A 12,692-nucleotide genomic window follows, 5' to 3' on the forward strand; every position below is an offset into this window, starting at 1 on the left:
CTCTATTACGTTGGTGACTGTATGGGTGTGAGTAGACGGGTGATGAGTAAGCGAAGCGGGGAAGCGTCTCAGGTCGGTCCTATGACGCTTCCCCGCTATTGCTGTGGTCCTACTCTACTGAAGCAGCAGATCAGTAGGTGCGACGGACGATCCAGGCGTCGCTGAAGGCGGGCGCATACTTCCGCATGATCGCATCGCGCGAGCGGACGGCGGCCTCCTTGGTGTCGTGACCGGTGACGAGGACACGATACATACCGGACTCGTTCTGAGCCAGGATCGCCTCGCTATATCCCTCACTGATCATACGCTCGCGGAGTGAGCGGGCGTTGGTGATGTTCTTGAAGCTGCCGATGCAGACGCTGAAGGTGCGGATGCCATTAGGGGCACTCTCGCCCTCGGGGACGGAGAGCCTCTCCTCCCGGACGTCCGAGTTGTCGGCTACGACGATCGGCTCCTCCTGAGGATAGGTGCTCTGCTGGGCTACCTCACGTTGTTTCGCCTTCTCATACATAGAGCGGTAAGCGCTCTTCTTGGGCTTGCAGGAGGTCATGCAACTGCCGACGAGTAGGAGTCCGAGGGCTGCTACGAGTACATTCTTTTTCATCATAATTCTTATTTCTCTCTATTACTTTGTTCCTTAAGCTGTCTACAAATGTACCTATTCTTAGGAAAGTTCACCAATTATTTTAGCTTCACTCGGTCTTTTCTAATACCGATATTAGAGAAATCTAATACCGATATTAGTCGTCACTAATACCGATATTAGTCCGAGGGCTGATCCTATGGGCGCTTCTCTGAGGGAGGGCTGTTTTGGCTTATTTGGGAATTAAAACAATTGGTATCTTTGCCGTTACCAATGGCAGAGCCATGGCTTGCTTTCACACTACTACTTACGCATGAGACAGCTTAAGATCCAAAAGTCTATCACTAACCGCAACTCTGATTCTTTGGAGCGGTACCTTACTGAAATCGGTCGGGAGAAGTTGATCACCCCGGACGAGGAGGTGCAGTTGGCCCAGCTTATTCATCGAGGTGGGCGAGAGGGGAGTCGTGCACTGGATAAGCTAGTGAGGGCTAACCTCCGCTTTGTCGTGTCTGTCGCTAAGCAGTATCAAAATCAAGGGATGGAGCTGCCGGACCTCATCAATGAGGGCAATATCGGTCTCATCAAGGCTGCAGAGAAGTTTGATGAGACCAAGGGCTTCAAGTTCATCTCCTACGCCGTCTGGTGGATCCGCCAGAGTATCCTCTCGGCTCTTGCCGAGCAGTCGAGGATGGTACGCATCCCTCAGAATCAGGTCGGTAACCTCTCCAAGGTGATCAAAGCGCGTAATGCCTTTGAGGCAGATAATCAGCGCAAGCCATCCGTCTCTGAGCTGGCTGCCGCCACCGGGATGGATGAGGATAAGATCCGGGAGGTACTGGAGCTGGATAGCCGCGATGTCAGCGTGGATGCCCCCTTTGAGCAGGGCGAGACCAGCAGCCTGCTCGACGTGCTGCCGGATGATGACTCACCTGTGGCCGACCACTCGCTGATGCATGAGTCACTGGCGACAGAGATAGAGAGCGCCCTCACCATGATCCCCGATAGGGAGGCTGAGGTGCTGAAGATGTTCTTCGGACTTGCCGGTCAGACCGAGATGACCCTCGAGGAGATCGGCATGAGGCTCAATGTCTCACGCGAGCGTGCTCGGCAGATCAAGGAAAAAGGCCTCCGGCACCTACGTGAGGCCAGTGAGGAAACTCACCTTAAGACCTACTTGGGTTGAAGCCTGTCTGCACCATTGCCAATCTTTCGGAGCCTACTCCGGTGAGCCTGCCTCAAGGCTTAGGATGGTGAGAAAATATGTCAGCACAAGAGCTTTGGCGCACTATTTGACGAGACTTAGTGTGTGGAGAGATGTAGATAACACCGGGAGAATGAGTCGATAATGAGACATCTTAAGATACAAAAGCCCATAACCAGCCGTGACGATGCGGTCATAAATCGTTACATGAAGGAGGTGGCTAAGGAGGAGATGATCACCGCTGACAAGGAGGCTGAGCTCGCAATGCGGATCCAGCGCCACGATGAACACTCTCATGAGGCTGTGGATAAGGATGTAGATAACACTGGGAGAATGAGTCGATAATGAGACAGCTTAAGATAGAAAAGTCCATAACGAGCCGTGACGATGCGGTCATGAATCGTTACATGAAGGAGGTGGCCAAGGAAGAAATGATCACTGCCGATGAGGAGGCTGAGCTCGCGATGCGGATTCAGCGCCACGATGAGCACTCTCACGAGGCTGTCGATAAGCTGGTCCGGGCTAACCTTCGCTTCGTCATCAGTGTGGCTAAGCAATACCAGGATCTTGGCTTGCCTCTCATTGACCTAATCAACGAAGGGAACCTGGGTATGATCCGCGCCGCACAGGGCTTTGATGGGTCGAGGGGCTTTAAGTTCATCACCTATGCTGTCTGGTGGATCCGCCAGAGCATCCTCAAGGCTCTCGGAGACCAAGGGCGCATCGTACGACTGCCCCAAAACCAGGTAGGCAATGTCACCAAGCTGAAGAACGCCCGCGATCGATTTGAGCAGATCCACCAGCGTCAGCCCTCTCCCGAGGAGCTCGCTGACGAGCTGGATATGGACCTGGATAAGGTGATCGACATCATCCAGATAGACAAGGGAGAGATCAGTGTGGACAAGACCTTTGAGGAGGGGGAGACCAATACCCTCCTCGATGTGATGACCGATGATGATGCCCCCGAGGTTGATCATCGGCTCATCAACGAGTCACTCTCCGATGAGATCAGTGTGGCGATGAATTGTCTCAATGAGCGTGAGCGCTTCGTGCTGGTGCACACCTTCGGTCTCGGAGGGCAACCGGAGATGAGCCTGGATGAGATCGGAGCAGCCATTGACCTCAGCCGGGAGCGAGTACGCCAGATACGTGAGAAGGCCATCCGTCAGCTCCGCACTGACTGCGACAAGACCAATCTCAGGAGTTACTTAGGCTGACAGCCGGCAAATCTTCTTGCCGGATAGATAATATTTCGTACCTTTGCGCCACGCTTGAGGGGGCGAGGGATACATACTGGAGAGGTGGCAGAGTGGTCGATTGCGGCGGTCTTGAAAACCGTTGAAGTGCGAGCTTCCGGGGGTTCGAATCCCTCTCTCTCCGCTTTAAGTACTCTGACAGCACCGCCAGAGAGCACTACTGAAAAAGTATAAGTATCGTAATTCCAACGAGTTACGATACTTTTGTTTTATAGTCCTCTACCTCTTCAGAGTAGTTACAGAGATAGCCGAAACGCCCAAAATACTCTCCAATGGCTACAATCTGGCTACACTTTTTTCTCGCAAAAAATAATTGTAGCCAAGAGTACGTAGAGAGTCTGTTTAGAGTACTTGTACATTGCTGTAGTTCAAACAATTATGTGCAACTTTGTAGGCGAGTTGTAGAGAGTTATTAGCACCGTAAATGTGTAGCTTTTCCGGTCGCAAACTTTCTATGCTTGGCTACAATAAAAACAGACAATGTATGCAATCAATTTTCAGAACAGCATTCTACCTTCGTAGCAACTATGTGAACAAGGAAGGAAAAACGCCAGTAATGCTACGCATCTATCTCAACAATGAGCGGATGTCTCTAGGCTCCACTGGCATCACCATCGTGCAGTCTCAATGGGATCGCGAAAAAGAGCGAGTAAAAGGGCGTCACACCGAAGCTCTGAATACGAACTTGCAATTGGATAACATCCAAAGTGGTTTACAAGCCATCTTTCGCAAGTTAGAAATGACTGATGAGCTTTCGTTAGAGCGTATCAAGTCAGAACATCTTGGCAAAAAACAAGATATAGATACCCTCATGCAACTCTTCGACAAACACAATGAAGATGTTGCAGCTCGAGTTGGCATCTCAGTCTCTGCGCCCACTCTTCAAAAGTATAAGGTCTGCAAAAGACGCTTTTCTGAGTTCCTAAAAGATAAACTCAGACGTAGAGACCTCAAGCTCACGGAGCTAACCTATATGATTATACATGATTTTGACCTATACCTACGCACAGTGGTGGGGCAAAATCCTAATACAGCCACCAAGACGATGAAGACCTTCAAGACTGTCGTCATTTTGGGGCAAAAGTTGGGCGTACTACACCACGACCCATTTGTCAACTTCCGATTTCACTTAGAGCCAGTGAATCGGGGGTTCTTGACTGATGAAGAGGTCTTACAGATTGTCAACAAGGAGTTGAATATCCCGAGATTGGAGCTGGTACGAGACATCTTCATCTTTTCCTGCTTTACAGGTTTAGCTTACATTGATGTGGCTAATCTTACACCCGACAATGTCGTGATGCTTGGTGGCAAAGAGTGGATTATGACTAAGCGACAGAAGACAAGCGTGGAGACCAATGTGCTGCTCCTCGACATCCCTAAGCGCATCATCAGTAAATATAGCCACCAAACTTATCGTGATGGCAAGCTCTTTCCTATCCTTAGCAATCAGAAGACCAATTCATACCTCAAAGAGATTGCAGATATATGTGGTATCAAGAAGAACTTGACTTTCCACCTAGCTCGACATACTTTTGCGACAATGTCACTGAGCAAGGGTGTTCCAATAGAGAGTGTCTCTAAAATGCTGGGGCATACCAATATCCGAACAACGCAAATCTATGCCCGGATTACCAATAAGAAGATTGAACATGACATGGAGCAGTTTGCTGACAAGCTAGGCAAGTTCAATACGGCTATGGGTATCGGGGAGAATAGCTGCCAATAAGTGCAACCATTAAAACCAAATAAGAAGATGAATACAACGAATAAGAAAGAACTATCCTACTTCCGCTTAAAGCTGGAGAGCTACCTTAGTGAGCATTTCCCTGAGAAGGTGGAAGACAAGCCATTTATCACGGCACGAGCTGATGAAGCTCTTGCTACCTACTGTGATGCTGTAGAAGAAGGATTCTCATATCCCGAAGCAGAGAGTATGGCAAGTGAAGTGCTGTATCGTGACCTGCATTTCTCCAAATACGACACGCTTGTGTCCGTCTTGGAGAATGAGTTTGAAAAAGAACTCCCCTCCCCACTCCCCGAACGACTTGCTCCGATATTGCTAAAGAATCGAGCGATCCAAGAGACCTTTGACAAATACAATCTTACGGATGAATTTGTTGCAACACCTGAGTATGACACGCTCTACACAGAACTGACAGGAACAGTTGTACTTCTTATCGAAGCTAATCAACTTCCCACGGTAGGCAATGTGAGTGCATTAGAGTAGACAATGTAGCTTATCCCTATCTCGTGAGCCTTTTGAGCTTCAAGAGCCAAGATAGTCTCTCTGCTCCATACGTCAAGAGTATATTCTATCTCTTGTCTTTATGTCGCATAGTCTCTTGGCTCTGCTCTTGAAAACTCTAAAAGACTCCGAATATGAATAGATCTCTCGTGAACAAAGACCTGCACAGTCCAGCCTTCATACGGGCAAGTGTTCCTGCAGATAAAGAGGAACCATTACAAGTTGCGTCCAAAACTACTCCAAGCAACGAGATCAAATGGTCTCGCATCATCCGACTTACCTTACTTATAGGTATCCTATCGGGTGGAGTGTACTTACTCTCTAAGTTAGTCACAGCACAGGTCGTAACGGCTCTATTGATCCTGATTGGTTTTGTGGTACTACGATTCATCGTTCGTACCGTTCTGCAAATCACATTTACGCTTTTACGCTACCTCTTTTGGATTATTGTACTAGTCGTAATACTGCTTTGCGTGCTATGATATAGCACCTCTATCACTTCAGAGAAATGACTCTTTGGGTGACTAGCTCTTTTCTGAGGCTGGTCACCCTTTTTGCTTCTTCTGTTTAGGCTTTGCACTTCTGCTTCTCAGTCATAGCTCCCCAGTTATGCAGTGGTCAAATCGGAAGCTGATTCTTTTTCATCGCAAAGGTAGTACGGGGCTTAAAGACTTTCCCAAGGTCAGGCCATTCGGTTTGTCTGGAAAATCTCCACACCTATGCTATTTGCTTCGGGTAGTATTTTCCGCCAAAACCTTGTGTAAGTCTCGCCCCGCCACCTTGTTTTTGCTTGAAAAAAGGAATCAGCATACTCCGATCTTTGAACGCATAAAAAAAAGGTCTCTTATGAATAAGCAGAAAGTAAACATGACATCATCAATGAAAGAAAAAGGATATAGCTCCTCCTCTCATTACCGCATAAGTTCTGAGTTTGAACAAAGTGAGCAGGCGTTGGCTACCAAGTTCGTCCATTGGGACGTCCCCCCATTGGAAAGCCTTTGTGACAGCTCTGTATATCTGCTGAGAGCAAAGCTTAATCGTGGCGAGCGAATGAGCCGCGAGGATAAGGATTGGCTCTGTGAAGCGGTGAATAACAATACCTACTTTCGCTCTGCCGTACCGCTACAAGGATGGCGATTTGACTTCATCGATGTATTGAAGAAGTACCTCGTCAATCAATATGGACAGTGGGCAGAGTACTATGCTCCCGACCGCACCAGCCTACGCAACTACCTCTATGGACCTATCAACCAAATCGTAGAGATACCCAAGCAGTAACAGCACTAATACCGATAAGACAATGAAAGGAACAGAACAATTTACCCGAACGATAGCAGAATACCTTAATGGACGTGCGATGACAGACCCTTTGTTTGCACCCAATCTACAGAAGCCCCATAAGAACATAGAGGAGTGCATTCTCTATATCTTGAGTGAGGTGCAAAGAAGTGGTTGTAATGGTTTTGCCGATGAGGAGATATACTCAATGGCAGTTCACTACTATGATGAAGATGATATAGAGGTGGACAAAGTATCTGGTTGCAAAGTTGTGGTCAATCACGTTGTAGAGCTCTCCGAAGAAGAGAAAAAGCAAGCACGGCAGGAAGCTATCAAGCAATACCAACAAGAGGAACTTGTTAAATTGCAGAAGCGAAACGAGCGACCCAAGAGAACTGAAAGACCCGAGACAACATCTTCTACACAACCGCAACCCACACTATTTGACACCCTTGCCCTATGAAACCTAGGAACAAGTTTGAGAAAACCGTAATGGCACTGAGTACGAGACTATGCCCGATAACAAAAGCGCAGCATCAGTGGGCATTCCGAGAGTGCATAGACCACTTTGCCTTCCGCTTACCTAAAGGTCGTACGACTTGTATGGATTGCGGTTATAGTTGGACTTTAGAGCAGCCTATAGATACTTGCACTTGCCCTCAATGTAGGGCAAGTCTGCAAGTCAAGACAACAAGAATGCGGAAGATACAACAGAAGCAGTACTTCACGCTCCTAACCACTTGTGGTGAGTATCAAGTGTTGCGGATGTTTCTCCTTGTTGTAGGTATGGAGAAAGGTTGCAGAGCTCAGAGTTCTGTCATTGAGATTGGGCATTATTGGTGGAACGATGCGGGGAGACAAGCACTAGTAGCCATACAGCGGACTTTTGGACATTACATTGATAGCTTCTCTTTTTACTCTCCGATGGCTATCCGTAACGATAGTGAAGCTTACCGATATGTCGCCTATTCGCAGATATATCCGAAGCTAAAGGTCACGAACACGCTTTATAGAAATGGCTTCAATGGAGAGTTTCACGGCATAGCACCTACTCAACTCATCCCAGCTCTGCTTACTGATAGTCGTGCAGAAACAATGATGAAAGCAGGACGACATAAAGATTTAAGACATCTCCTATCAAGGGGCAAAGGACTTGACAACTATTGGAACTCATACAAGCTGACACTTCGTCACCACTACATAATAAGCGACATTGCCTTATGGTGTGACTATGTAGATATGCTCAAACGATTGGGTAAGGACATCCACAATCCGAAATACATCTGCCCCTCCGACCTCAGAGGAGAGCATGATAAACGAGAAGTGGAGCTTCGCAGACAGCGTGAGCGGGAGGCGATGGAGCGAAAGCGGGAAAAGGCAATGGCGGACGAAGCGCGTTTTCGTGAACTCAAGTCAAAGTTCTTCGGCATCTGTTTTACAGACGGCACAATCCAAGTACACGTCCTGGAGAGTGTGCAGGAATATATAGACGAAGGAGCTGAATTGCATCACTGCCTATTTTCAAATGAGTACTATCTCAAAGAGAACTCGCTCATTCTGTCTGCTACCATTGAGGGCAAACGAATAGAGACGATAGAGGTCTCTTTGGACACACTACAAGTGATACAGAGCCGTGGTGTGTGCAACCAAAACAGCTCATACCACGACCAAATCGTGAGCCTTGTCAATGCCCATAGCCAACTGATACGGGAAGTTGTACGATGAAGGTCGGTAAAGGAGCTATCGGCTCTTTTCCGCCAAGTTTATTTCAAGAATTTGATATGCTTCTTTATCTTCTTCATCGCCCAATCGTAGTGACTTGCCGTTACCGAGACACAATATGCTCCGAGTATAGATGTCCCAGTCCAAGGCAATGCGCCTTTGGCAAAAAGCTCATCATTGGAATAATTTCCTATCAAAGCCATTACCGCATTATGAGACGCTTTCAAGTTTTCCTTTGCTTCCTCCAACGATGTGCTTTGGTGCTTCTTCCAAAACTCAACATTCAGTGCAGGGTAAGTTCTCCAATTGTAAGGTTCGGGAAGAAAAGGCTTAGGCACCCCATTGCTATTGGCTTGAACCCAATTCAATAGCAGATTATGCCACTCGTACAGATGTACAAGTACATCCCTTAGGTTCTTGTCTCTTCTCCAATGTGTTTCCTTACCGCTTGTAGTCATTTCCACAGCAAAAGGTGTCGCTTGTTGCTCCTCACTCATACTGTCGATGAGCTCCCACATCTTCACAAATTGTTGATTCGCAGATGTCATCAAATCCGCCTTTGTTGCAGCTCTTGCCATATCCTCTTTATTCTTTGTTTGTCTCAAAGGTAAGTAAAAGGATGAAGATTCGGAACCTTGTTCGTAGATTCAATAACAAAAGCCCCCCAAAAGGTAACCGACAGACGGCAACCCTTTCGGGGGCTTCTTTTCTTTGTCTTTGAGTACGAGCAGGCGACCAAAGCAAAGAAGCAAAAGAAAGTCGCAAGTCCCGATGTACGTTTGATAACGTCCACGCTACTAGCTCATCTCATTTTATCAGTCTTTCTTTTTGCGCACAGACGGACGTTTTCAAGGCTATTGAGACTGTGTGATAAGTCTTCGGGTTACTACGAACAATCTCCTATCTAGTTTCGCAAAACTCCTTCCTCACCGTACACAAAATACTTGTCGGCTTAATCAAGAGAACGCGATGAAGTACTGCTGTCCTCTAAAAATGGGGCTATAATGATACTTAGTGCCTCTGAAAGGGTCTTCCGACCTTCTTTGCTGTTAAATACTATTCCGCAAAAAGAAGACCTATTCTCTCTTAATACTATGTAGTACATTCCAGCGACTAGAACTGCAAGGATAGCGTTTGGGTCACATCCATATGAAGGCGAAATCCTTGAGGAAATTTGAGGTAAGACTTCTGATAAGAGTTCATCTCGTTTTCTAGCACTTCTTCTTGTTAAAGCTGTATCGTACGACATCTCCCATCGCATTATTGCCTGCATCTCTTTATTTCGATGCAATTGCTTGACAAAGACGTTTGCGAGACTTTCAAAATAGGAACGCGGAGATGTAAACTCATCTGGATTAACCGATACTAGTAGGTCATTAATAAAGAAGTCATAGCGTTTTGTGTATTCCCTAATTAAATCGTCGTCATCTTTAAACCTCCTATTCAAGACACCTATATCCATCTCTGCTTCTTCAGCCACAGATCTCAAAGAGATGTGCTCGACTCCTTTCTTTACCGCAATTTTGCCTGCGGCTTGGTAAATACTTTGTTCTATTTCTTTGTTAGTTCGTCTTGACATATTATCTTGTTATATGGGTCATATACACAGTTGGGAGGAGTATGTCATACTCCTCCCAACAAAGTTAGCGAGAAAAACTTTCAATCTGAAGTTTTATTTCTGCTGCGAGTTGACAATCCGTTGCCATTTATTCTCTATTGAGCCACCTCGTTCTTTAACATAGAGCATATTTTCATCCTCTGAGAAGCGATATTCATACTCCCGTGTCCAATTAGATCTCTTGAATCCATCACCCAATTCAAACTCATACAAGATATTATCCTTGGTGTAGAAATAGTACTTTAGGAAAAACAATTTGCCATTGTTATACCGCTTAATCTCTCCGGCTGAAGTGTATTCCTTAATTAGGATATCGTTATCTTCGGGGGAGGAGTATATGTATTTCCAAGAGCCTATAAGTCTATTGTCTCTTTTTTGAGACAAGACAAAATCTCTTTCAGACAGATTTGGCTTGCAAGAACTGAGTATGAAAACCGTTGAGAATAAACAAGCTAAAATGCCTAATGCACCAAAAGATAGTTTGCTAACCATATCACAGTACATTATGAAGTTTTATTTCTGCTGCGAGTTGACAACCCGTTGCCATTTATACTCTATTGAGCAATCTCGTTCTTTAATATAGAGCATATTTTCATCCTCCGAGAAGCGATATTCATACTCCCGTGTCCAATTAGATCTCTTGAATCCATCACCCAATTCAAACTCATACAAGATATTATCCTTGGTGTAGAAATAGTACTTTAGGAAAAACAATTCGCCATTGTCATACCTTCTTACCTCTCCGGCTGAAGTGTATTCCTTAATTAGGATATCGTTATCTTCGGGGGAGGAGTATATGTATTTCCAAGAGCCTATAAGTCTATTGTCTCTTTTTTGAGACAACACAAAATCTCTTTCAGACAAATCTGGCTTGCAAGAACTGAGTATGAACACCGTTGAGAACAAACAAGCCAAAATGCCTAGTGCGCCAAAAGATAGTTTGCTTACTTTCATTGCTTATTCTAGTTATGATTAATACTTGTCGGCTACAAAGGTACGTAAAACATTTTGATAACTATCATTTTGATGTTATGTTTTTGTATGTTGATGTATTTCAGTATATTGCGACTACACAAAACTAAACGCAATGCTATTACTTACACCCTCTTAACTACTTAAACGCTTGCTCGTATCTTCATTGTTGAAGTTGAAAGTCCGTTGCTGAAGCTGTCCGAAGTTGTCCTCCACGTAGATGTCAATCGTTTGTCGGTCGGTAGAGCGTGAGGTATAATAGAGACGGAAGGCATCTCTCGTGAGCGGATAGCGGTCATTCGGTTTGAATACAGTGCCATCATCCATCTTCAAGCAACCCTTGCCATCCGGCTGGAAGTAACGGATCGTGTATTGCGTATTGGCAAAGCGACCACTTCTTTTGAGACTACAGCGTATTTCAGCCGTTTCCCCCTTAGCTATGGAGTTCTGCACAGGCATCACTTCAAGCGAGAAGTCGTAAGCCTGCTGCACATCCAGCTCACGAGCACAAGCAGATAGACAAAAGAGGGCGAGGGCAATCCCTCCCACAGCCCATATCGTATTCACTAGGAACTTTTTCATTGTTGTTAGTAGTTAGATATTGAACTTGAATCCTGCTGAGATAGCAGGCCGAAAACGATGCAGGTCAGAGCCGAAGAGCAGTCGCCCTTGAGCTTTGAGGACGAAGAGCAGATTGTCAGTAAGGAACAGTTCCACCGAGCTATGTATCGCTCCACCATAAGTAAAGCGAGACCGATCCAGGAGTGTAGCCCCATCGGGTAGCAACCGTTTATCCTCGTTTAGCTCTTCATAACCGCAGAGAGCGGATAGCCCCAAGTAGCCAAAGACATTCTTTCCCCGATCTGAGAGCATCGGGTGCATATAGCCGAAATGCAGTAGCGCATCACGCAGTGGAACATTGTAAGAGCGATAAGTCAACCCTTGCTGCTCATACTCCGCCAAGAGAAAAGCGTAGTTCGCCCGCTTGAAGTAGTGTGCGAATGCAAGACCTACCCCAAAGCTCTCCTTTGCGAATAGTCTCTCCCCCTTGATAATCGGAATAGAGCCGACCAGCTCAACGCTATTTTGCCTAGGGATTAGTCGCTGTGCGTACGATGGCATAGCAGCAGTCATAGCCACCATCACGCAGACCATCATAGATAACCATTTCTTCATCACCACTTCAGTTTAAGGTTGTCAATCTTCTTAGTGAGCAAAAGGTCTTCAGGCTCCACATAGAAAGTGAGCGTGCGACTCCCGTTTCGCTCGTAAAGCGTCACTTCAAGTTGCTTATCCTCCGATAGTGTGAACTGCTCCAAAGCAAAGACTATTCTCTCAGAGCGTCCCGCCCCAATCCACATTACCTGATGAAAGGCACGTAGTGGTTGTAGTATTCGCTCCTGTATAGCTGTATGCTTCGCCACCTTCTTGTCCACCACCTTGAACGTGATAAAGTCCACCGCATACGGCATATTAGACTCATTATCCATACGGACGTGGAAGTAAAGCAACCCATTGTGGGCATATAAGCCACGAAGTAGGAAGCGCATCCCGAATTGCTTTGCCCCAACATGCTTGATAATTCGCTTATCATTTTGGTAAATGCTCTTCATAATCAGCTTAACCAATATGGGCGACTCACTTCCCAGCTCTTTGAAGTAGATGTCCGCACGATTGCTCGGCAGTCTTCCCTCCGTAGGAGCTAGAAAGTCCTTCATCTCCATGCTGAGCTTCTCTGGTTCATCCGCATACTTCACATGTAGGCTCGGCAATGGGCGCCTTGCCACCTTTCGGTGGTAGGTTTCCCATGGCCT

At 46.3% G+C, this 12,692-nt stretch carries 15 protein-coding genes, 1 tRNA gene and 1 pseudogene; 9 read left to right on the forward strand and 8 right to left on the reverse strand.

Annotated elements, in window-relative coordinates:
* Nucleotides 1-130: 130 nt before the first annotated feature.
* Nucleotides 131-607 (reverse strand): SPOR domain-containing protein, encoded by a 477-nt coding sequence (locus HMPREF2890_RS00445; RefSeq protein WP_246825206.1) that lies wholly within the window; start codon nt 605-607, stop codon nt 131-133.
* Nucleotides 608-896: 289 nt separating this feature from the next.
* Between HMPREF2890_RS00445 and HMPREF2890_RS00450 the strand changes: the two genes are divergently transcribed.
* The 9 genes from HMPREF2890_RS00450 to HMPREF2890_RS00490 all read left to right on the forward strand — a co-directional run bounded on the left by HMPREF2890_RS00450 (nt 897) and on the right by HMPREF2890_RS00490 (nt 8,291).
* Nucleotides 897-1,769, forward strand: a complete 873-nt coding sequence (locus tag HMPREF2890_RS00450) for a sigma-70 family RNA polymerase sigma factor (RefSeq protein WP_070463944.1) — start codon at nt 897-899, stop codon at nt 1,767-1,769.
* Nucleotides 1,770-1,931: 162 nt separating this feature from the next.
* Complete coding sequence (locus tag HMPREF2890_RS08720; protein WP_083289706.1) at nt 1,932-2,132, forward strand: sigma-70 factor domain-containing protein; 201 nt, start codon at nt 1,932-1,934, stop codon at nt 2,130-2,132.
* Entirely contained in the window at nt 2,132-3,004 is an 873-nt protein-coding gene (locus HMPREF2890_RS00455; protein WP_070463946.1) for a sigma-70 family RNA polymerase sigma factor, read from the forward strand. The genes HMPREF2890_RS08720 and HMPREF2890_RS00455 overlap by 1 nt, the downstream gene beginning before the upstream one ends.
* A gap of 78 nt (nt 3,005-3,082) precedes the next feature.
* Nucleotides 3,083-3,167: transfer RNA gene (locus HMPREF2890_RS00460), tRNA-Ser, on the forward strand.
* A gap of 360 nt (nt 3,168-3,527) precedes the next feature.
* Nucleotides 3,528-4,769 (forward strand): site-specific integrase, encoded by a 1,242-nt coding sequence (locus tag HMPREF2890_RS00465; protein ID WP_210394716.1) that lies wholly within the window; start codon nt 3,528-3,530, stop codon nt 4,767-4,769.
* Between the two features lie 27 nt (nt 4,770-4,796).
* Entirely contained in the window at nt 4,797-5,270 is a 474-nt protein-coding gene (locus tag HMPREF2890_RS00470; RefSeq protein ID WP_070463951.1) for a DUF1896 domain-containing protein, read from the forward strand.
* Nucleotides 5,271-5,897: 627 nt separating this feature from the next.
* On the forward strand, nt 5,898-6,566 hold the full coding sequence (locus HMPREF2890_RS09395) for a hypothetical protein (protein ID WP_371325787.1): 669 nt from the start codon (nt 5,898-5,900) through the stop codon (nt 6,564-6,566).
* Between the two features lie 22 nt (nt 6,567-6,588).
* A complete protein-coding gene (locus HMPREF2890_RS00485) occupies nt 6,589-7,029 on the forward strand; it encodes a PcfK-like family protein (protein WP_070463957.1) in 441 nt (146 codons plus the stop codon).
* Nucleotides 7,026-8,291, forward strand: coding sequence for a PcfJ domain-containing protein (locus tag HMPREF2890_RS00490; RefSeq protein WP_070463959.1), 1,266 nt, complete (start codon nt 7,026-7,028; stop codon nt 8,289-8,291). Before HMPREF2890_RS00485 ends, HMPREF2890_RS00490 begins: the two co-directional genes overlap by 4 nt.
* A 38-nt stretch (nt 8,292-8,329) precedes the next feature.
* Here HMPREF2890_RS00490 and HMPREF2890_RS00495 read toward each other — a convergent pair whose 3' ends face one another.
* The 7 genes and pseudogenes from HMPREF2890_RS00495 to traN all read right to left on the reverse strand — a co-directional run.
* The gene (locus HMPREF2890_RS00495) at nt 8,330-8,866 is read right to left on the reverse strand and encodes a ClbS/DfsB family four-helix bundle protein (RefSeq protein WP_070463961.1); all 537 of its coding nucleotides are present in this window, start codon (nt 8,864-8,866) and stop codon (nt 8,330-8,332) included.
* A 374-nt stretch (nt 8,867-9,240) separates the two neighbouring features.
* Complete coding sequence (locus HMPREF2890_RS00500; RefSeq protein ID WP_044244435.1) at nt 9,241-9,867, reverse strand: TetR/AcrR family transcriptional regulator; 627 nt, start codon at nt 9,865-9,867, stop codon at nt 9,241-9,243.
* Nucleotides 9,868-9,960: 93 nt separating this feature from the next.
* On the reverse strand, nt 9,961-10,410 hold the full coding sequence (locus tag HMPREF2890_RS09135) for a hypothetical protein (protein WP_070463963.1): 450 nt from the start codon (nt 10,408-10,410) through the stop codon (nt 9,961-9,963).
* A 9-nt stretch (nt 10,411-10,419) separates the two neighbouring features.
* Complete coding sequence (locus HMPREF2890_RS00510) at nt 10,420-10,860, reverse strand: hypothetical protein (protein ID WP_070463965.1); 441 nt, start codon at nt 10,858-10,860, stop codon at nt 10,420-10,422.
* 153 nt (nt 10,861-11,013) lie between these two features.
* Entirely contained in the window at nt 11,014-11,460 is a 447-nt protein-coding gene (locus HMPREF2890_RS00515; protein ID WP_044244442.1) for a DUF3872 domain-containing protein, read from the reverse strand.
* A gap of 12 nt (nt 11,461-11,472) precedes the next feature.
* Nucleotides 11,473-12,054 carry a conjugal transfer protein TraO gene (locus HMPREF2890_RS00520; protein WP_070463967.1) on the reverse strand — a complete coding sequence of 194 codons (582 nt, stop codon included), beginning with the start codon at nt 12,052-12,054 and terminating at the stop codon, nt 11,473-11,475.
* A pseudogene (traN, locus tag HMPREF2890_RS00525) lies at nt 12,054-12,644 on the reverse strand (conjugative transposon protein TraN); the annotation flags it as partial. The pseudogene traN and the gene HMPREF2890_RS00520, both read right to left, overlap by 1 nt.
* Nucleotides 12,645-12,692: the final 48 nt, after the last annotated feature.

The sequence above is a fragment of the Porphyromonas sp. HMSC065F10 genome, assembly GCF_001808555.1.
Lineage (GTDB): Bacteria > Bacteroidota > Bacteroidia > Bacteroidales > Porphyromonadaceae > Porphyromonas_A.